Below are 21,078 nucleotides of genomic sequence, written 5' to 3'. Positions count from 1 at the left end.
GATAAAAGTTTATGGGTGCCGCCTTTTTTCAAAAAGGCGGCATTGTTTTTGCCGGTGCCTAAACCCGCTCGTCGTCATCCAGTTTTGGCGTGGCCCTGTCCATGGTGGCGAGCAGGGCGGCGGTGAGGGGGGAGGCGAGGATCAGGCCGGGAATGCCGAGGATGGTGCCAAAGATCGTCTGTGACAGGATGGTCAGCCCCGGCGGCATCTTGACCGCATGGCGCTGGATGAGCGGCGCCATGACATTACCTTCGAAGAACTGGATGGCGGCGTAAAGCCCCAGCACCATCACCCCCTCGCGCGTGCCCTGCGACAGCCCGATGAGCACGGCAGGCACCGCCCCCACGAAGGCCCCGATATAGGGAATGAAATTGGCCATTCCCGCCACCACGCCCAAAGCCAGGGCCAGCGGCACGCCAATGCACCATAGCCCGATGAAGGACAGCAGCCCCACCACCGTCATGTCCAGCGCCTGCCCCGCCGTCCAGGCCCATAGCGTGCGGCCTGCGGTCAGCAGCAGCGTGCGCGATGTCCTGCGATAGGGGTGGGGGATCAGCCGCAGCATGCCATTGACATAGATTTCGGGCGAGATGGCGAAATACAGCCCCGCGATCAGGATCACGGCCAGCGTGCCCGCCGCCCCGAAGGCCGAGGAGACAAAGCCCGTCATCGACCCTGCGATGGACCCGAATCCGGTATTGCCTGATGTCTGTTCGTTGCCGCCAAGGGTGGTGGGCAGGTTATCAAGGATCATCCGCCCGGTGGAGGAATGGCCCATGCTGTCACGCAGGTTGTGGGCCTGCTCGCTCAGGGCGGTGCGCAGCTTGACCGCCTGCTCCGATATTTCCGGCCCGCTGCTCCAGATCAGGCCGGTCAGCGCGCCGATCAGCACCACCACCACGGTGGTCAGCGCCAGCCAGTAAGGCATGCGGGTGCGCCGTTCGACAAGGGCGGCAAGGTTATGCAGGATCACGGCCACCAGGGTTGCGGCGAAGATGACCATCAGCACGTCGCCCACCACCCAGATCAGCATGACCACGATGGTCACGATCAGCGTCAGGCGCAGCAGGGCATAGATGCGTGCGAGTTGTGTAGCGCGGGGGTCGGTGATGTCATCCTTGTGATGGACAGGCTTTGAATCGGGTTCGCTGGAAGAGGGAGCCGTGGGCGGAGAGGCTGTCATCTATGGGTCCGTATGCTGGGCATGGAACATGTGAAAAAGGCAGGGCGTGCGCGTGGCGTGAACCCGGATAACGCAGGGCGGAGCGGACGGATTGCCAGAGGGCGAAATTCCGCTACGGATGGTCTGGTAAGGTGATATGGCCCTGATGGGTTAATGCCGCATTGATGTGCAAGCGGTAAGCCAATCTTCGCCATCGGGAAAGGGCGGATATGTGAGTGACGCAAACATGGCCCCCCTTCCGGCGGGCCGCGCATGGGCGGTCTGGGTGGCGCTGGCGGTGGCCACGTTTGCCATCGGCACGGGTGAGTTCGCGCTCATGGCGCTGCTGCCCGGCGTGGCGCGCTCGCTTGGCGTTGGCGTGCCGGTGGCGGGCCATGTCATCAGCGCCTATGCGCTGGGCGTGGTGGTGGGCGCGCCGCTTGTCACCCTGTTTGCCGCCCGCATGCCCCGGCGCAGGCTGCTGCTGGTGTTGCAGGCCGTGTTTGTGGCGGGCAATGCCGGGTGCGCCCTTGCCCCCGGTTACGGTACGCTGGTGGTCCTGCGTTTTCTGACCGGGGTGCCGCATGGCGCCTTTTACGCCGTGGCAGCACTGGTGGCGGCGGCGATGGTGCCACCCGCACGCCGGGGGCGGGCCGTGGCGGGCGTATTCTCGGGTCTTACGATCGCGCATGTGGTGGGCGTGCCGCTGGTAACGTGGGTGGGCGAAGCCCTGGGGTGGCGCGCGGTTTACGGGCTGGTCACGTTCATGGGGCTCGTCGCCTTCGGGCTGATGGCGCGCAGCCTGCCGCCTGTGCCGGTCGATCCCGCCCATGCGCCCTCCCTGCGGCGCGAGCTTGGGGCGCTCGGGCGCCCGCAGGTGTGGCTGACACTGGCCACGGGGGCGGTCGGGTTTGGGGGCATGTTCTGTGTCGGCACCTATCTTTCCACCGTGCTGCTGGGGGTTACCGGGGTCTCCGCCGATGTGCTGCCGGTAGCGCAGATGCTGTGGGGGCTGGGCATGGTGGCGGGCAACATGGCGGGCGCGCGGCTGGTTGATGTCAGCCCGGTGCTGGCGATCATTGTAACCCTGGTGGCGAGCACGCTCATGTCATGCCTGTTTGCGCTGTGCGCGGGCAACGTGTGGCTGATCCTGCCGGTCATTGGCCTGACCGGCTGCATCATCGCCCTGCTGCCCGCACTCCAGACCCGGCTCATGGACGTGGCGGCCGGGGCGCAGGGGCTGGCGGCGGCGCTTAACCACTGCGCCGTCAACATCGCCAACGCATTCGGGGCGTGGCTGGGTGGGGCGGTGATTGCGGCGGGCTATGGCGCGCAGTCGGTCGGGTGGGCCGGGGCCTGCCTCTCGGCTGTGGGGCTGGGAATTTTCCTGATCGGGCTGGCCGGTTCCTGGAAAGCGACCTGTAAATGATAAAAGTTTTTGGGTGCTGCCTTTTTTCAAAAAGGCAGCGTTTTTTCGAAGCTTTTTGAAAAAAGCTTCACCAAAAACTTTTATCGGCCTTAGTCCGCATTCGCGGCTTCAAGCTCGGTTTCGGCTTCCAGCCAGTCTTCCTCGGCGTGGTCATGTTCGCGCGCAATGGCGGCAAGGCGGGTGTTAAGCGCCGTCACCTCCTCGGGCTTGCCGGTTTCATACAGTTTGGGGTCGGCCAGTCGGGCTTCCAGCTTTGCGCGTTCGGCCACCAGTTTCGCCATAAGCTGCTCGGCATCGCGGATGCGCTTGCGCAGGGGGGCCGTGGCCTTGCGGGCCTCGGCGCGTTCGCGCCGGTCATCACGCTTGGGGGCAGCGGCGGGGCGGTCGGGGTTGCTGGCGGCCACCGCGCGGGCGCGTTCGGTCAGCCACACGCGGTATTCCGCCATGTCGCCTTCAAACGGGCGCACCGTGCCATCGCCCACCAGCCACAGCCGGTCGGCCACGAGTTCAACCAGATGCGGGTCATGGCTGATCAGCAGCACCGCGCCCTCGAATTCCGCCAGCGCCCGGATCAGCGCATCGCGGGCATCGAGGTCGAGGTGGTTGGTCGGTTCATCCAGAATCAGCAGGTGCGGGGCATCGCGCGTGGCCAGAGCCAGCAGCAGGCGGGCCTTCTCACCGCCTGATAGGTCGCGCGTGGGGGTTTCGGCCCGCTCCGCATCCAGCCCGAAGCGGGCAAGCTGCGCACGCACGGCAGGCGGCGTGGCTTCGGGCAGGGCGCGGGCCATGTGGTCGACCGGCGTTTCATCGGGCCGTAGTTCCTCGGCCTGATGCTGGGCAAAATAGCCCACCTTCAGCTTGGGGCTGTGCTGGATCGTGCCCGACTGGGGCTCCAGCCTGCCCGCCACCAGCTTGGCGAAGGTGGACTTGCCGTTGCCGTTCGCACCAAGCAGGGCGATGCGGTCCTCCATGTCGATGCGCAGCGACAGGTTGGACAGGATGGTATGATCGCCATACCCGGCACTTACGCGCTCCATGGTCAGCATGGGCGGCGGTAGGGCGGAGGGTTCGGGGAAGGCGAAGTGGCTGGGCGTATCCTCCACCACGCTGTCAATCTGGGGCAGTTTTTCCAGCGCCTTGATGCGGGCCTGCGCCTGCTTGGCTTTGGTGGCCTTGGCGCGGAAGCGGTCGACAAAGGACTGCATGTGCGCGCGCTTGGCGTTGATGCGCTCGGCCATGCGGGCCTGCTGCAGCGCCTGCTCGGTGCGGATGCGCACGAATTCCTCATACCCGCCGGGCGTGAGCGTAAGCTTGCCGCGGTCAAGATGGGCGATGGCATCGACCGCGCGGTCGAGCAGGCCGCGATCGTGGCTGACAATCAGGGCAGCGCCGCCAAAGCGGGCCAGCCAGTTCTCGAGCCAGATCGTGGCCTCGAGGTCGAGGTGGTTGGTCGGCTCATCGAGCAAAAGCAGGTCGGGGTTGAGGAACAGGGCCGTGGCGAGGGCCACGCGCATGCGCCACCCGCCCGAAAAGTCGGATACCGGGCGCGCCTGGGCGCTGGCGTCAAACCCGAGGCCGGACAGGATGGCGGCGGCGCGGGCAGGCGCGCTATGGGCATCAATGGCCAGCAGGCGCTCGTGGATATCGGCAATGCGGGCGGGGTCGGTGCAGGTTTCGGATTCGGCCAGCAGGCCCGTGCGCTCGGTATCGCCCGCAAGCACGGTATCGAGCAGGGAGCCATAGCCGGTGGGGGCCTCCTGCTTGATGCGGCCCATGCGCGCGCGGGCGGAAAGGTGAATGGAGCCGCCATCGGGCGCGATATCACCCGCAATGGCTGCCAGCAGCGTGGATTTGCCTGCCCCGTTGCGGCCCACGAGGCCGATCTTGCGGCCGGGGTCGATGCTCAGGCTCGCGCCATCAAGCAGGGTGCGCCCTGCAATGCGCAGGGTCAGGTCAGATATGACGAGCAGGCTCACGGGCGGAAAACTCCGGCAATAAAGGGGGCATGGCTGGTTTCGTACCTACCAGTCTGCGGCGATATGCTCTAGATGGCGGTTGTAAGGTGATGTCGGCTTATGTCCAATGCCGCCTCGTATATTTTGCAACCCGTTGAAAGGAGCTGTCCCATGGCAGTCGAACGTACCCTCTCCATCATCAAGCCCGATGCGACCCGCCGCAACCTGACCGGCAAGATCAATGCCGTGTTCGAAGGCAATGGCCTGCGCATCGTTGCCCAGAAGCGCATCCAGCTGACCAAGGCGACCGCTGGCGCGTTCTATGAAGTGCACAAGGAGCGCCCGTTCTACAACGACCTCGTGTCCTTCATGATCTCCGGCCCGGTCGTGGTGCAGGTGCTTGAAGGCGAGAATGCCGTGCTGAAGAACCGCGAAGTGATGGGTGCGACCGACCCCAAGAAGGCCGAAGCCCACACCATCCGCGCCCAGTTTGCCGAGAGCATCGAAGCCAACTCCGTGCATGGCTCGGACAGCCTCGAGAACGCGAAGAACGAGATCTCCTTCTTCTTCGCTGGCACCGAGATCCTGCCCTGATCCTTTTGGATCAGACAGGGGCCGGGGTGTGATGCCCCGGTTGCGGAAAAGCCGACCTTCGGGTCGGCTTTTTTTATGCCTGCGGGTTGACGGGCGCTATAATATTTTATCGCACCTAACAGTATTGAAAAGCGGAAAGCCCAGCGCAGGCCGCGCAGATGCCCGGCCCCGATAAAGGCATAAAGAGGAAAAGTTTTTGGTGAAGCTTTTTTCAAAAAGCTTCGACAGGGCGCTGCCTTGATGAAAAAGGCAGCGCCCGGAAGCCTGTATTAAACCGCCAGCAGGCTGTCAGCCGCGTCAGGCACGGGTGTCGTGGCCGGGGCCAGCACGCGGCGCAGGGCTGTGGGGTAGAGCCTGTGTTCCTGCACCAGCACGCGGGCGGCAAGCATGTCCGGCGTGTCGCCATCAAGCACGGGTACGGCAGCCTGGCCGATGACCGGACCTTCATCCATGCCCTCGGTCACCCAATGCACGGTGCAGCCATGGATGCGGGTGCCGTTTTCCAGCGCGCGCTCATGCGTGTGCAGGCCGGGAAAGGCGGGCAGCAGGCTGGGGTGGATGTTGAGCATCCGCCCCTTCCATGCCGTGGTCAGGAATGGTGTGAGCAGGCGCATGTAGCCCGCAAGGCAGATATATTCCACGCCCGCCGCCCGCAGCGTGGCATCGAGCGCGCGCTCATGGCCCTCGCGGTCGCGGGGGTAGGCGCGGTGGTCGATGGCGCAGGCTTCAAGCCCGGCTTGCCGCGCCACGTCCAGCCCCGGCGCGTCGGGATTGTTGCTCAGCACCAGGGCGATGCGGGCGGGGTAGTCAGGCTGGGCGCAGGCTTCGATCAGCGCGCGCATGTTGCTGCCGCGCCCGCTGATGAGGATGGCGATGGGAGTCTTGTGCATCGGGGCGGGGTCAGTCACGCAGTTCGGGTAGTTCATCAAAGGTCAGCGTGGCCGGGCTGTCCGGGCTTTCTCCCTGGGTGATGGTGCCGATGATGAAGGCCTGCTGCCCGCGCTCGGCCAGCTTCGCCATGGCGGCATCACTGTCGCGCACCACCAGCACCATGCCCACGCCGCAGTTGAACACGCGCAGCATTTCCTCGGTGGTGACATTGCCAATGCTGGCCAGCCACGGGAAGACCGGCGGCACCGGCCAGGCCGTGCCATCCAGCACGGCGCGCACGCCTTTTGGCAGCACGCGCGGCAGGTTGCCGGGCAGGCCGCCGCCGGTAATGTGGGCAGCACCCACCAGCAGGCCCGCGTGGTGCAGGTCGAGCACGGGGCGCACGTATAGCGTGGTGGGCGTCATCAGTGCCTCGCCCAGGGTCTGGCCGTCGGCAAACGGGCAGGGGGCATCCCAGCCCAGCCCGCTGCGTTTGACAATGTTGCGCACCAGCGAAAAGCCATTGGAATGCACGCCCGCCGAAGGCAGCGCGATCAGCGTGTCACCGGGGCGGATATCGCCGGGCAGCAGCGCCGTGCGCTCGGCCGCGCCGACCGAAAAACCGGCCAGGTCGTAATGGCCGGGGCCGTACATGCCCGGCATCTCGGCAGTTTCGCCGCCCACCAGCGCGCAGCCCGACTCGGCGCAGCCCTTCGCTATGCCGCGCACCACCTTGGCCGCATCCTCGACGGCAAGCTTGCCGGTGGCGAAGTAGTCGAGGAAGAACAGCGGCGTTGCGCCCTGCACCACAAGGTCGTTCACGCACATGGCCACGAGGTCGATGCCCACGGTTTCATGCAGGCCGCTCTCGATGGCGATCATGAGCTTGGTGCCCACGCCATCGGTGCATGAAACGAGAATGGGATCGGAAAAACCGGCGGCTTTCAGGTCAAACAGCGCGCCGAATCCGCCAAGCCCGCCCATGGTGCCGGGGCGGTCCGTGGCCTTGGCCGCAGGCTTGATGACCTCGACAAGGGCGTCGCCCGCCGCGATATCCACCCCGGCATCGCGGTAGGTGGCGCTTGGCGCGTTGTCGGAGGCAGGTGTGGTCGGGCGGGGGGCGGACGTCATGCAGCAGGCCTTTTTCACAAGCAAACTATCACTTTCCCGGACTCCCTCGCGCAGGCTATGAAAACCGCCCTTGGAGCCGGGTTCAAACGGACTTCCGGCTTTCTTTACGTCATGGTGGGGCTGCGCACAAAGCGGTGGTTGAGCATACGAAGCTGAAAACGGATGAAAACACGCCTGCCGGGGTGATCGGCCAGATGGTGTTGCCGTTTGCCCACACGCCGCGTTTCCGTGCCGCCGATTTCGTTTTTGCCGCGTCCAACGCCGCAGCCCGGAGCTGGCTGCTCGGCTCCACGCCCTGGCCCGAGCGCAGGCTGGCGCTGTGGGGGGCAGCAGGCACCGGCAAGACCCACCTGCTTGAAATCTGGGCGCACCGTCATGGCGCGCGGCTGCTGCACGGGGCCAGCCTGTCGCACGCGCATGTTGCGGCCCTGTTCCCGGCCTGTGGCGCGCGGGTGCCGCTCATGGCCATTGCGCTCGACAGTGCGGATGAATGCGCCGATGAGCGTGCGCTTTTGCACCTGATCAATGCCGCGCGCGAGCATGGCATGGTGCTGCTGCTTGGCGCGCGCACGCCGCCCGCGCGGTGGGCGGTGGCCCTGCCGGACCTGGCCAGCAGGCTGCGCGCGACCATGGCGGTGGCCATCAGCCAGCCGGGCGATGGGCTGTTGCGCGTGCTTTTGCTGCGCCTGCTGGCCGAGCGCCAGATCGTGGTGGCGCAGCCGGTGGTGGAGTGGCTGCTGCGCCGCCTGCCGCGCACGGCGCTGGCCATGCAGGAGGCCGCGAACCGGCTCGATCACGCAGCCCTTGCCTCGGGCCGCCCGGTCACCCGCGCCCTGGCCGCACGCGTGCTGGCCGACCTGCTGCCAGCCGAGCCGCCGCTGGTGCCTTCGGAGCAGAAAAACGATGGTTTGCGCGTGTCATAAAAAATTCATGGGTTTTCAGCCTGGCGCCTGTTGGCCGGCATCCCTTTCAGAATAAAAGTTTTTGGGTGCCGCCTTTTTTCAAAAAGGTGGCGTTCTACCAAAGCGTTTTGAAAGCAGCTTCATCCCTGACTTCAGGATGTTGCCCCTGAACGCTTCGGGGCACGCAGGGGCTTGGCGCTGGCCAAGAGGGCGCTCCGTCGTCTAGAATCACTTGCAACAAGCAATGCCACCGCCGAACGGGAGCGCGAATCCATTGGCCAGAACGCCACGCAAGCCTGCCACGGGCGCAAAACCGGCGCGTCGCCGCGCAGCCTCCACCAAAGCGGCAGGGCGTCAGGTCGCCCTGCGCGAGGCGCCTGAAACCCAGATCGACGCCACATCGCCCGCCCGCTTCATCAACCGCGAACTGTCCTGGCTCGACTTCAACCAGCGCGTGGTTGACGAGGCCGACAACCCCCGCAACCCGCTGCTCGAGCGCGTTCGCTTCCTGTCGATCAGCGCGTCAAACCTTGATGAATTCTATTCCGTGCGCGTGGCGGGGCTTGTGGGGCAGGTGCGCGAGGGACTGGTCAAGACTTCGCCCGACGGGCTGACGCCGCAGCAGCAGCTTTCCGCCGTGCGCGAGCGCACGGGGCGGCTGTTGCAGGAGCAGCAGCGCATCTGGCGCGACCTGCAGCGCGAACTCGAGGGCGCTGGCGTGGTGGTGTGCGATGAGGTCTCCTTCACCGCCGAGGAGCAGGAGTGGCTGGATAGCTGCTTCATGGAGCGCGTCTTCCCCGTGCTCACGCCGCTGGCCATCGACCCCGCCCATCCGCTGCCCTTCATCCCCAACATGGGCATAGCCCAGGCGTTGCGGCTGATGAATGCCGAGACCGGGCAGTTCGTGATGGAGGCGCTGATCCTGCTGCCCGCGCGCATCGAGCGTTTCATCCGCCTGCCTGCCGCCCTGTCACCGCCTGGTGTTACGCGCTTCATCCTGCTCGAGCGCCTGATCGTAATGTGCATCGACCGCCTGTTCCCCGGCCTCGTGGCGGGGGACTGGGGCGTGATGCGCGTGGTGCGCGACACGGATGTGGAATTCGAGGACGAGGCGGAGGATCTGGTCCGCTCGTATGAGAGCGCGCTCAAGCGCCGCAGGCGTGGCGTGGTGATCCATCTCGATATCGAATCGCGCATGCCCGAGGACCTGGCCCGCTCCATGGCCGACGGGCTTGCGCCCCCGCCTGATGAAGTGTTCGTGCAGTCCGGGCTGATCGGGGTGGTGGACCTCAAGCAACTGATCGTCGATGACCGGCCCGACCTTCTGTTCCCGCCCTATACGCCACGCTTTCCCGAGCGGATTGTTGATTGCGGGGGCGACTGCTTCGCCGCCATCCGCGCGCGCGACATGATCGTGCATCACCCGTTTGAAAGCTTTGACGTGGTGGTGCAGTTCCTGCGGCAGGCAGCGCTCGACCCCGCCGTGGTGGCGATCAAGCAGACGCTGTACCGCACCTCGCGCGACAGTCCGATCGTGAAGGCACTGATCGAGGCGGCGGAAGCAGGCAAGGCGGTCACCGCCATGGTGGAACTGCGCGCCCGTTTTGACGAGGAGGCGAACATCCGCCTCGCCCGCGCGCTCGAGGCGGCGGGCGTGCAGGTGGTCTTTGGTTTCTCCGACCTCAAGACCCATGCCAAGCTCAGCCTCGTGGTGCGGCGCGAGGGCAATGGCCTGCGTTCGTATGCGCATTTCGGCACGGGCAATTACCACCCCATTACGGCGCGGATTTATACCGACCTGTCGTTCTTTACGTGCAACCCGGAGCTTGCACGCGATTCGGCGCGGCTGTTCAACTACATGACCGGCTACGCCATGCCTGCCAGGATGGAGGCGATCGCGTTCTCGCCCGTGACCATCCGCCGCACGCTTGAAGACCTGATCGCAGGCGAGATCGCGCATGTGCAGGCGGGCAGGCCGGGGCAGATCTGGCTCAAGATGAACTCGCTGGTCGATCCCGACCTGATCGACCGGCTCTATGCGGCGTCGAATGCAGGCGTGCGCATCGTGGCGGTGGTGCGTGGCATCTGCTGCCTGCGCCCCGGTGTTCCCGGCCTTTCGGAGAACATCAAGGTCAAGTCCATCGTGGGGCGCTTCCTCGAGCATGCGCGCATCTATGCGTTTGGCGACGGGCACCGCCTGCCATCCAAGCAGGCGAAGCTGTACATTTCCTCGGCGGACTGGATGCAGCGTAATATGGACTGGCGGGTGGAAAGCATGGTGCCCATGCTCGACCCGCAAATTCATGCCCGCGTGCTTGACCAGATCATGATGATCGATCTCAAAGACAACCTGCAGTCGTGGATTCTACAGCGTAACGGGGTCTGGCGGCGGCTGGAGCCGGGGCGCAGGCCCTTTTCATCGCATGAGTATTTCATGGAGCATCCGGGCTATCCGGTGCGTGGCGCGCCAGAAGCCCCGATCCGGGTCAGCGCATCGCAGCCGTGGCATGCGGAACAGATTATTGAGGACTGAGGATTACGGCATGGGCACGCTCAAGGCAGGACGCGCAGGCAGCATATGGGGCGCGATGTGACGGGTGCTGGCGGGTTTCGCCGTTCGGCGGTCATTGATCTGGGTTCGAATTCCGTGCGCCTTGTGGTGTTTGACGGCATTTCGCGCAATCCCGCGCCCATTTTCAACGAGAAGGTGGTGCTCAGGCTGGGCCGGGGGCTCAACGCCACGGGCCGGCTGAACGAGGAGGCGGTGCCGCTGGCCATGGAGGTCATGGCCCGCTTCAACGCCATTGCGCGCGGCATGGAGGCAAGCCCCTTCGAGGTGCTGGCCACGGCGGCGGTGCGCGATGCCACCAACGGGCCGGAATTCGTGGCGGGGCTGAAATCGCGCCTGCCAGGCGTGCCCATCCGCATCTTGAGCGGGGAGGAGGAGGCCGATTATTCCGCCACCGGCGTTCTGTGCGGCATACCCGACGCCAACGGGCTGGTGGCCGATATTGGCGGCGGCTCGCTTGAGCTGATCCGCATCGAGAACGGGCGCAAGCGCGATGCCTGCACCCTGCCGCTGGGCGTGATCCGGCTCAATGACCGCGCCGATGGCGATCTGGCCCGCGCGCGCACGCTGGTGGATGAGGACCTGGCCCGCGTGGACTGGCTGGAGGCCGTGCGCGGGCAGGATCTGTACCTTGTGGGGGGCGCCTTTCGCGCACTTGCGCGCATGCAGATCGCGCGCACGGCCTATCCGCTCAATATCGTGCATCTCTATCAGCTTGCGCCCGACACCGCGCGCGAGATGACGGACTGGATCCTGACCGCCAACAAACGCTCGATCGAGCGCCTGCCCGGCGTGCCGCGCAAGCGGCTGGATGATGCGCCCTTTGCCGCCACCGTGCTGCGCAGGCTCATGCGGCATGCGCAGCCCAACGGGCTGGTCTTCTGTGTCGATGGCCTGCGCGAGGGGTGGTACATGCGCAATGTCGCCGCAAGCGTTGCCGATAACGACCCGCAGGATGCCGTGGCCCGCGAGATGTGCAGCATGCTCGGCCGCAGCATGCAGTTGCCCGAGCGCCTGGCGGACTGGACGGCGCCGCTCTTCCCCGATGATGACCCCGTGGCAGGCCGCCTGCGCGCGGTGGCGTGCTGGCTGTCGGATGTGGGCGCGCATGACCACCCGGAATACCGCGCCGAGCAGACCTACCTGCGCATCCTGCGCCTGCAGGGCGTGGGCTTTACGCATCAGGCGCGGGCCTTCCTGTCGCTTACGCTTGCGGTGCGCTACGGGGCTGACCTGTCGGTGGCGTATCTGCAACCCTCGCGGCAGTTGCTTGACTCCGCGCAGTTTGCCCGTGCCGTGGCGCTGGGGCAGGCGCTCCGGCTGGCTTATACGGTCAGTGGCGGTACGGAAGCCCTGCTTGATGGCACGCGGCTGGAAATGGCAGGCGGCACGCTGTCGCTGCATTTCGCGCCGGGGCGCGACGTGGTGCAGGGCGAGAGCGTGCGTCGCAGGCTCGAACGCCTGGGCAGCGCCATGGACATGTCGGTGCGCATCCGCGACCATTAAGTGAAAAACTGAATCAGAATAAAAGTTTTTGGGCGCTGCCTTTTTTCAAAAAGGCGGCGTTTCCCCAATAACGCTCAGATATGTCTGTAACGGGGGCGAGCATGAAGCACGGCGCGCAGCGCGATCTGCTGCTGGTTCGCGGCGGCACGGTAGTCACGGGGCAGGCCAGCCTGCGGGTGGACGTGCTGTGCGGCGGCGTGGGAGAGATTCTCGCCGTCGGGCCTGAGCTTGAAGCGCCCACCGCCTGCACCATCATCGACGCCGATGGCCTGCTGGTCCTGCCGGGTGGGGTTGACCCCCATACCGGCATTGGCGCGGATGCGGCCGGTTTTGCTGCAACGGCTGATGCGCTGGCCGGCGGCACCACCACCGTGATCGACGTGATGCAGCCACAGGGCCGTGACATGGCGCAGGCGTGGCGCGACTGGCGGCAGGCAGCGGCCTGCGCCCCGGTCGATGTCGGGCTGTGCATGGGGCTGCCGGGTGGCGGTGGCGCTGTCATGGGGGGCATGGACATGCTGGCGGGCCGTGGGGTCAACAGCTTTCATCTGTCCATGGCAGCGGGCATGGCGGATCGTGACATTCTTGATCTGGCAACCCATGCCGCGGGCCTTGGCGCCCTGTGCGTGATCGAGGCGCAGAACGCGCAGGCCATGGCCTACCTGCGCGCGGCCCTTGACCATGCGGGCGTGAGCGCAGCCGAAGCCTGCCCGCTGGCCTGCCCGCCCGCCATCGAGGCGGATGCCGTTGGCCGGGCCATCATGCTGGCGGGGCTGGTGGGGGCGCCCGTGCATGTTGGGCCGGTTTCAACGGCGGGCGCGTGTGCCGCCATCATCGCCGCCCGCGCCCGGGCCGAGCGCGTGCAGGCGCATGTGCTGGCCCCGCATCTTGTGCTCGATGAGGCGGTGTATGATGCCGATGATGCTTCCCCCTACCTGATGCGCCCGCCCTTGCGCGACGGCACGCACCGGCGCGCGCTGTGGGGCGCGCTGGCCTGTGGCGCGGTGGGCATGGTGGCCAGTGGCTTCAGCCCGGCAGGGCGGGCGGGCCATGGCGTGGCAGGGGGGCTGGCCGAGCGGATGCGCGTGGTGTGGCGGCACGGCGTGCAGGCGGGCGTGATGGAGGCGGAGGAATTCGTCCGCGCCACATCGGAGGCGGCAGCCATGGCCTTCAACATATACCCCCGCAAGGGCGCCATCATGCCGGGTGCTGATGCCGACCTTGTGCTGTGGAACCCCGATGCACAGGAGATGCGCCCTGCCAGCGCGGGCGGCCTGTATGGTGGCATTGCGCTGGGCGGCCAGCCAGAATGCGTCATCCGCGGCGGGGTGGTGGCGTTCCGTGATGGCGCGCTGCAGGAAGGGGCCACCTGCGGTGCCTACGTGCCCTGCCCGGCATTCCGGCCCGGCCTGTCGGCGCGGCTGCGGCAGGCGGCCCGGTTATCCGTTTGAAAACAGAGCAGAGATGAACGTTTCCGGGTGCCGTCTTTTTTCAAAAAGGTGGCATTCTGAAAAAAGGCATCATGGCATTGCCCCTTTGCATCAGGGCGGGGTGACAGCGTAGGATCATCTTCCCATATAATGGGATCACGAAACATCAATGGCTGTTCCGGCTGTCTGCCTTGAGGGGGGTGAGGCAGTCCGTGGCCACAGGACAAGGGAACAGGTTTGACGGGGATCAGACACGATATCCGTTTCTATGTCGGGAACGAATATCATGCGTTGGCCAACATCGCGCCAACACGCACGCTGCTGGACTGGCTGCGCGAGGAGCGGGGCCTGACCGGCACCAAGGAAGGCTGTAACGAAGGCGATTGCGGGGCCTGCACGGTGCTCGTGGTGCGGCTGGAGGGCGAGCGGCTGGTGTGGCGCGCGGTCAATGCGTGCATCCAGTTCGTATGCATGCTCGATGGCGCGCAGGTGCTCACCATCGAGGATATGCGCGCGCCTGATGGCAGCCTGCACCCGGTGCAGCAGGCCATGGTGGAGCATCATGGTTCGCAATGCGGTTTCTGCACGCCGGGTTTTGTCATGTCCATGGTGGCGGGCCGCAAGGCCGCCGGGCTTGCGCAGGATGAACGCGGCATTGACGACATGCTGGCAGGCAATCTGTGCCGCTGCACCGGCTATGCGCCCATCGTGCGCGCCATGCGCCATGCCATGCAGGCGGGGCCTGACCATTTCGATGCCATGGCCGATGACATGGCCGCGCGCCTGCGCGCCCTGCGTGATGGCGCTACGGTTGACATTGCCACGCCCACGGGCCGCCTGACCATTCCGGCAACGGCGGATGCGCTGGCCCATACGCTGCTTGAGAACCCCGATTCCCGCATCGTGGCGGGGGCGACCGATGTGGGGCTGTGGGTGACCAAGGGCCTGCGCGACCTGCCGCATGTGATTGCGATTGGCCAGATTGCCGACCTGCGGCGTATCGAGCCTACGGCGGAAGGGCTGTACATCGGCGCTGCCGTTACATGGCAGGAAGCCCGCGCAGCCCTGGCGGAAATCCTGCCCCAGCCCGATGAGGAAGTGTTCCGCCGCATCGGCTCCGTGCAGGTGCGCAATGCGGGCACGGTGTGCGGCAACATCGCCAACGGCTCGCCCATTGGCGATGGCCCTCCGGTGCTGATTGCGGCAGGCGCGCAGTTGCACCTGCGCCGGGGCGATACGCGCCGCACCATTGCGCTGGAAGAGTTCTTCATCGATTACGGCAAACAGGACCGCGCGCCGGGCGAGTTTGTGGAAGGGATCACCATTCCCGTCCCCGCACCCGATACGGTCATCCGCGCATGGAAGGTGTCCAAGCGGTTCGATCAGGATATCTCGGCCATTCTGGGTGCGTTTTCGCTCACGCTTGCGCCTGATGGCACCATCCGCAATCCGCGCATCGCCTTTGGCGGCATGGCGGCCACCCCGCGCCGTGCGCGGCACACGGAAGAAGCCCTTGCGGGCCAGAAGTGGAATGACGCCACGCTGGACGCCGCGCGTGAGGCGATCATGGCCGATTTCACGCCCCTGACCGACATGCGGGCGAGTGCATGGTACCGCAGCACGGTCGCCGCCAACCTGCTCAACCGGCTTTACGCCGAGTGCGGGCCGCCCGCCGTCCGCGTGCCCACCAGCGTGCATGCTGCCTGTACTGCCACGGGAGATCATGCTCATGGCTGATGCAAACATCGCGGCCACCACCGCGCCCGTGCCTGGCGGCGCATCGCAAAGCCTGCGGCACGAAAGTGCGGCCATGCATGTGCAGGGCACGGCCAGTTATATTGACGACCTGCCCGAACCGCGTGGCACGCTGCACCTCGTGCCCGGGCTGAGCACGCGCGCCCATGCCCGCATTGCCTCCATGAACCTTGACGCCGTGCGGCAGGCCGAGGGCGTGGTGGCGGTCTATACGGCGGCAGACATACCGGGTGAGAACCAGATCAGCCCGGTGGGCAAGGGCGATGAGCCGCTTTTGGCAAAGGATATTGTCTCCTTTTATGGCCAGCCGCTCTTTGTCGTTGCCGCCACCACGCGTGGCGCCGCCCGGCGCGCGGCGCGTCTGGCGGTTGTAGACTATGAAGACCTGCCCGCCATCCTCGACATCGCGCAGGCCCGTGAAAACGGCAGCCCGCTTGTCTGGCGGCCCATGGAAATGAAGCGCGGCGACGTTCTGGCCGGGCTGGAACACGCGCCACGCAGGCTTTCGGGCCGCATTACGGTGGGCGGGCAGGAGCATTTCTATCTGGAAGGGCAGGTGGCCCTTGCCCGGCCGGGCGAGGAAGGGGAGATGCATGTCACCTCCTCCACCCAGCACCCGACCGAGACGCAGCATATGGTCGCCCATGTGCTCGACCGCCCCGCCAACCTCATCACCGTCGAGGTGCGGCGCATGGGCGGCGGCTTTGGCGGCAAGGAAACGCAGGCCAATGCCTGTGCCTGCCTCGCCGCCCTCGTGGCCGACAGGACGGGCCGTGCGGCCAAGATGCGCCTCGACCGCGATGACGACATGACCATGACCGGCAAGCGCCATGACTTCGTGATCGATTACGATGCAGGCTTTACCGATGACGGGCGGATCGTGGCGGTGGACATGGTGCTCGCCGCGCGCTGCGGCTGGTCGGCCGATCTGTCCGGCCCGGTCATCGACCGGGCGCTGTTCCATGCCGATAACGCCTATTTCTACCCCGATGTGCGCCTGCGCTCGGAGCCTTTGCGCACCAATACCCAGTCCAACACTGCCTATCGCGGCTTTGGCGGCCCGCAGGGCATCGTCGCCGCCGAGCGCGTGATCGAGGAGATTGCGTTTGCCACCGGCCTCGACCCGCTCGAGGTCCGGCTGCGCAATGTCTATGGCACGCATGATCGCAACGTCACGCCGTACAACATGGTGGTGGAAGACTCGATCACCCACGACCTGCTGCCCGCACTGGCCCGGCGCTGCCATTACGCGCAACGCCGCGCGGCGTGCCGTGAGTTCAACGCGGCCAGCCCCTATCTGCGGCGCGGCATCGCCATCACCCCGGTCAAATTCGGCATCTCGTTCACCGCCACCCATTACAATCAGGCCGGTGCGCTGGTGCATGTCTATACCGATGGCTCGGTGCAGGTGAACCACGGCGGCACCGAGATGGGGCAGGGCCTGCATACCAAGATGGTGCAGGTGGCCATGCGGGAATTCGGCCTTGGCACTGACCAGGTGCGCATTACCGCCACCACCACCGGAAAGGTGCCCAACACATCGGCCACGGCGGCCTCGAGCGGGGCGGACCTCAACGGCATGGCGGTGCTTGATGCCGTGCGCCGCATCAAGCGCAGGCTGGTGGAATTTGCCGCCAGCCACTGGAACGTGGGCGAGGACGAGGTGCGCTTCGCGCCCGATGGCGTCCATGTGGGCGACAAGGTCATCGCGTTCTCGCATCTGACCCGGCAGGCGTATTTCGCGCGTGTATCCATGTCGGCCAACGGGTTCTACAAAACGCCCAAGATTTCGTGGAATGGCGATACGGGGCAGGGCCGCCCCTTCTATTATTTTGCCTACGGGGCCGCGTGTTCGGAGGTTGTGATCGACCTGCTGACCGGCGAGACAAAGATCGACCGCGTGGACATTTTGCATGATGCGGGCCAGTCGCTGAACCCGGCACTCGACATTGGCCAGATCGAGGGCGGTTTCGTGCAGGGTGCGGGCTGGCTGACCTGCGAGGAACTGGTATGGGACGCGGCAGGCCGCCTGCGCACGCATGCGCCCAGCACCTATAAAATCCCCGCCTGTTCCGACCGCCCGCGCGTGTTCAACGTGGAATTGCTGGAAAACGCGCCTAACCGCGAGCACACCATCTTCCGCTCCAAGGCGGTGGGCGAGCCGCCCTTCGTGCATGGGGTATCGGTGCTGCAGGCCATATCGGATGCGCTGGCCAGCCTTGATGGCTACCGCACCTGCCCCCGGCTTGATGCCCCCGCCACGCCGGAGATGATCCTGCGCACGGCAGATCGCCTGCGCCGCGACCAGTCTCCCGCCCGCTGAACCCATGAGCATGGAAATGCGCGCCGATCTGGCCCGCTGGCGGCTCATGGGCCAGCCGGTTGCCCGGATCAGCGTATCCGCAGCACGGGGCTCCACCCCGCGCGAGGCGGGCACTTTCATGCTGGTCACGCCCACGGAGCAGTCCGGCACGGTGGGCGGTGGCGAGCTTGAATGGAATGCTGTCCATCAAGCCCGCGCCCTGCTGGCCACGGGTGGCGGGGCGCAGGACCTGCGCATCGACCTTGGCGGCCGCTCCGGGCAGTGCTGCGGTGGCGAGGTGATGCTGTTCATCGACGTGCCAGATGGCAGCGGGCTGGACGCCGTCATGGCGGCACTCGAGCGCGAGCGCCGCGAGGCCCCGCTGCTTGTGCTGTTCGGGGCGGGGCATGTGGGCCGCGCGCTGGCCCATGTGCTGGCCCCGCTGCCGCTGCGGCTGGCCTGGTGCGATTCGCGCCCGCATGAATTCGGCCCCGTCATTCCCCCTGGCGTGGACGTGCATGATGATGGCGACTGGCAGCGCCTTGTAACAGGCGCGCCCGCAGGCTCCGGCGCGCTGGTGCTGACACAGAGCCACGCGCTTGACAGCCTGATTGTTGCATCCATCCTCGAACGGGGCGATTTTCGCTATGTGGGCCTGATCGGCTCGCACACCAAGCGCCGCCGTTTCGAGATGGCCTTCCGCGCGCTCGGCCTGCCCGAAGACCGCATCAGTGCCATGGTCTGCCCCATCGGGGGGGAGGGCGTGCGCGACAAGCGGCCCCCGGTCATCGCGGCGCTGGTGGCGGCGGAAATCGTCACGCGCTTCCTGCACGCGCCGCGGGAAGAAGGTGATGCAGATGGGGATGAGACACGCTTATGAACGATCCGCTTTCGCGCACGCCCCGCATGATGCGCCTGCACGCGCGGGGCATTTCCTACTTCAATGCGGTGCGGGAATGCCGCTCCATCCGCGAGGCGGCGCGCAGGCTCAATGTCACGCCCTCGGCGCTGACGCGCCAGCTTGCGCAGATGGAGGCCGAGATCGGCGCGCCCCTGTTCGATCGCCTGCCCGAAGGCATGGTCCTGACCGAGGTGGGCACCATCATGGCCCGCCATATCGTGACCGTGATGCAGGATGCCGCCCGGACGGAGGAGCAGATCAACGCCCTGTCCGGCCGGCATGACGGCAGGCTGCGCATCATGGCGGTGGAAGGCATAGCAGGCCAGCTCCTGCCCGCGCTGCTCGAGCGCATCATCTCGGCCTTCCCCACCGTTGAGCTGCATGTGGAAGTCGGCGCGCCCAAGACCATCGTTTCGGCATTGCAGGACGGGCGGGTTGACCTTGGCATCGCGTTCTCGCTAGCCCTTTACCCCGAATTGCGGCGGGTGGCGGTGGGGCATTTTCCCGTCGGTGCCGTGGTGCGCGCCGATCACCCGCTGGCGCACCTGCGCACGGTCACGGTGGAGGAATGCGTGGCCTACCGCCTGATCCTGCCCACGCGCACGCTCTCGCTCTACCGCGTGATGGAGCCGATGCTGCGCCCGTGGCAGGACCGGCTGAACGTGGTGCTGCATACCGGCTCGATCGAACTGACCAACCGCATGGTGCTGGCAGGGACGGGGCTGGCCTTCCAGTCGCCGCTGGCCGTGGGCGTGCAGCCCGGCCAGGACAGCCTGCGCCATGTGCCATTGCGTGACACCCGCGCCGTGACCGATCTCGGGGCCTATGTGCGTGAATCCCGCTGGCTGCCGCCATTGCTTGAAACCGTGATCGAGGAACTGCGCCTTGAACTGCGCCGCGTGCAGGGCGTGAGCGACGAGCGCGCGGTCTGACTACCGTTGCGATTTAGGCAACGGAATGATGAAATCATTCTACTGGACGAAACACCCTGCGGGCTGATTAGATCAATTCATCGTGGTGCGGTTGGGGGATATCCGCATGACGTCGGGGGACGTCATGCGGGGCTGCATCAGCCAAAGCCGAAAAAACAGATGGGGACCCGCAGATGGATACCAACATGCAGCCGAAAGACGGGGGGCTGGCGGCACTCGATGCAGCCGTGCGCCGTGACCTGGAAATCATCCGCTACCCGCGCAAGGAATGGGTTCCCCCCATCGAACGTGATGGCCGGCGCGTGCTTGATGTCGCGATCATCGGCGCAGGGCAGGGCGGCCTTGCCACGGCGTTTGCGCTCAAGCGCAACAACATCACCAATGTGCGCATATTCGACCGGGCCTCAAAAGGCGGGGAAGGCCCGTGGGTGACATTCGCGCGCATGATCACGCTGCGCACGCCCAAATACGTGACCGGCCCCGACCTTGGCGTGCCCTCGCTTACCCCGCGCTCATGGTATGAGGCGCAGTACGGCGCGGCAGCATGGGAGAAGCTGGACAAGATCCCCCGTGGGGACTGGCAGGCCTATCTCGACTGGTACCGCGACATCCTCGACCTGCCGGTGGCCAATGACCACGAATTCACGGGTGTGACCTGGGAGGATGGCCTGCTGCGCCTGACCTTCCGCCGCCCCGATGGCACGAGCCACGTGCATTATGCCCGCAAGCTAGTGCTGGCCACCGGCATCGAGGGCTGCGGCACGTGGCATGTGCCCGACTTCATCCGTGAAGGCCTGCCGCGCGACCGTTATGCCCATACATCCGAGGCGATTGATTTCGCGGCGTTGAAGGGCAAGCGCGTCGGCGTGCTCGGTGCCGGGGCCTCGGCGTTCGATAATGCCGCGACCGCGCTCGAGGACGGTGCGGGCAGCGTGACCCTGTGCCTGCGCCGCAAGGAAATTCCCTCCATCAACCCGTACCGGTGGATGGAGAATACCGGCTTCCTCGCCTATTACCCCGCCCTGTCCGATGAGTTGCGCTGGGGCTTCATGCGCCGCATTTTCGATCTCAACCAGCCGCCGCCGCAGGATACGTTCTGGCGGTGCCGCAGGCATGCAAACTTCGCCTACCGTACCGGCTGCCCCTGGACGGGCGCCCGCATGGAGGGCGACGAGATCGTGGTCGATTCGCCCACTGGCGAGATGCGCTTTGACTTCGTGATCATTGGCACGGGCTTCGCCACCGACCTGTCCCGCAGGCCCGAGACCGCATCCTTCGCCCCCTCCGTCGCCCTGTGGGGCGAGCGCTACAAGGCACCCGCAGGGGCCGAGAGCGCGGTGCTGGAAAGCTATCCCTACCTGGGCGACTGCTATCAGTTCCTGCCGCGCCACAAGGATGACCCGCTGGCGCCCATGCTGGCCAACATCCATAATTTCACGTTCTCGGCCACGCCGAGCATGGGGCTGTCGGGGGCCTCGATCAGCGGCATGCGCTTTGGTGTCGAGCGCCTCGCCCACGGGCTGGGGCGTGACCTCTACGTGGCCGATGGCCGCAAGCACCTTGAAAGTCTGCTGTCCTATGACGTGGCGGAACTGGTCAGTCTCGATCCTCCTGTTGCATGATGCGCCCCGGGTAGATTT

General features: G+C 66.0%; 15 protein-coding genes. 11 read left to right on the top strand and 4 right to left on the bottom strand.

Going from position 1 to position 21,078, the window contains the following annotated elements; all coding sequences use genetic code 11:
- Positions 1-58: 58 nt before the first annotated feature.
- The gene (locus QEG70_RS06530) at positions 59-1,183 is read right to left on the bottom strand and encodes an AI-2E family transporter (protein ID WP_308719932.1); all 1,125 of its coding nucleotides are present in this window, start codon (positions 1,181-1,183) and stop codon (positions 59-61) included.
- 211 nt (positions 1,184-1,394) lie between these two features.
- On the opposite strand from QEG70_RS06530, the gene QEG70_RS06525 reads away from it, so the two are divergent.
- The gene (locus QEG70_RS06525) at positions 1,395-2,591 is read left to right on the top strand and encodes an MFS transporter (RefSeq protein WP_308719930.1); all 1,197 of its coding nucleotides are present in this window, start codon (positions 1,395-1,397) and stop codon (positions 2,589-2,591) included.
- A gap of 89 nt (positions 2,592-2,680) precedes the next feature.
- Here the strand turns inward: QEG70_RS06525 and QEG70_RS06520 are convergent, their stop codons facing one another.
- Positions 2,681-4,567, bottom strand: coding sequence for an ABC-F family ATP-binding cassette domain-containing protein (locus tag QEG70_RS06520; RefSeq protein ID WP_308719929.1), 1,887 nt, complete (start codon positions 4,565-4,567; stop codon positions 2,681-2,683).
- Between the two features lie 150 nt (positions 4,568-4,717).
- Here QEG70_RS06520 and ndk point away from each other — a divergent pair, with 150 nt between their 5' ends.
- Positions 4,718-5,140 carry a nucleoside-diphosphate kinase gene (gene ndk / locus QEG70_RS06515; RefSeq protein ID WP_010514331.1) on the top strand — a complete coding sequence of 141 codons (423 nt, stop codon included), beginning with the start codon at positions 4,718-4,720 and terminating at the stop codon, positions 5,138-5,140.
- A 269-nt stretch (positions 5,141-5,409) separates the two neighbouring features.
- Here ndk and purN read toward each other — a convergent pair whose 3' ends face one another.
- A complete protein-coding gene (gene purN / locus QEG70_RS06510) occupies positions 5,410-6,066 on the bottom strand; it encodes a phosphoribosylglycinamide formyltransferase (protein ID WP_308719928.1) in 657 nt (218 codons plus the stop codon).
- Positions 6,041-7,141: a phosphoribosylformylglycinamidine cyclo-ligase gene (gene purM, locus QEG70_RS06505; protein WP_308719927.1), complete on the bottom strand. Its 1,101-nt coding sequence runs from the start codon at positions 7,139-7,141 to the stop codon at positions 6,041-6,043. Before purM ends, purN begins: the two co-directional genes overlap by 26 nt.
- Positions 7,142-7,275: 134 nt before the next feature.
- Between purM and QEG70_RS06500 the strand changes: the two genes are divergently transcribed.
- The 9 genes from QEG70_RS06500 (at position 7,276) to QEG70_RS06460 (ending at position 21,060) form a co-directional block, all read left to right on the top strand.
- Complete coding sequence (locus QEG70_RS06500) at positions 7,276-8,064, top strand: P-loop NTPase family protein (protein ID WP_308719926.1); 789 nt, start codon at positions 7,276-7,278, stop codon at positions 8,062-8,064.
- 223 nt (positions 8,065-8,287) lie between these two features.
- Positions 8,288-10,576, top strand: a complete 2,289-nt coding sequence (locus QEG70_RS06495; protein ID WP_308719925.1) for an RNA degradosome polyphosphate kinase — start codon at positions 8,288-8,290, stop codon at positions 10,574-10,576.
- 45 nt (positions 10,577-10,621) lie between these two features.
- On the top strand, positions 10,622-12,118 hold the full coding sequence (locus QEG70_RS06490) for a Ppx/GppA phosphatase family protein (protein WP_308719924.1): 1,497 nt from the start codon (positions 10,622-10,624) through the stop codon (positions 12,116-12,118).
- A gap of 101 nt (positions 12,119-12,219) precedes the next feature.
- Complete coding sequence (locus QEG70_RS06485; RefSeq protein WP_308719923.1) at positions 12,220-13,569, top strand: amidohydrolase family protein; 1,350 nt, start codon at positions 12,220-12,222, stop codon at positions 13,567-13,569.
- A 225-nt stretch (positions 13,570-13,794) separates the two neighbouring features.
- A complete protein-coding gene (xdhA, locus tag QEG70_RS06480) occupies positions 13,795-15,285 on the top strand; it encodes a xanthine dehydrogenase small subunit (RefSeq protein WP_308720210.1) in 1,491 nt (496 codons plus the stop codon).
- Positions 15,278-17,626, top strand: coding sequence for a xanthine dehydrogenase molybdopterin binding subunit (xdhB, locus tag QEG70_RS06475; RefSeq protein ID WP_308719922.1), 2,349 nt, complete (start codon positions 15,278-15,280; stop codon positions 17,624-17,626). Before xdhA ends, xdhB begins: the two co-directional genes overlap by 8 nt.
- Positions 17,627-17,630: 4 nt before the next feature.
- Positions 17,631-18,485 carry a xanthine dehydrogenase accessory protein XdhC gene (xdhC, locus tag QEG70_RS06470; RefSeq protein WP_308719921.1) on the top strand — a complete coding sequence of 285 codons (855 nt, stop codon included), beginning with the start codon at positions 17,631-17,633 and terminating at the stop codon, positions 18,483-18,485.
- On the top strand, positions 18,482-19,438 hold the full coding sequence (locus QEG70_RS06465; protein WP_129551770.1) for a LysR family transcriptional regulator: 957 nt from the start codon (positions 18,482-18,484) through the stop codon (positions 19,436-19,438). The genes xdhC and QEG70_RS06465 overlap by 4 nt, the downstream gene beginning before the upstream one ends.
- Positions 19,439-19,611: 173 nt before the next feature.
- A complete protein-coding gene (locus QEG70_RS06460; RefSeq protein ID WP_308719920.1) occupies positions 19,612-21,060 on the top strand; it encodes a SidA/IucD/PvdA family monooxygenase in 1,449 nt (482 codons plus the stop codon).
- The last annotated feature ends 18 nt before the right edge of the window (positions 21,061-21,078 follow it).

It is taken from the genome of Komagataeibacter xylinus, from assembly GCF_031081985.1.
Lineage (GTDB): Bacteria > Pseudomonadota > Alphaproteobacteria > Acetobacterales > Acetobacteraceae > Komagataeibacter > Komagataeibacter xylinus_E.
Note: the sequence above shows the minus strand (reverse complement) of the source record. Positions and strands in the feature narration are given on the sequence as shown.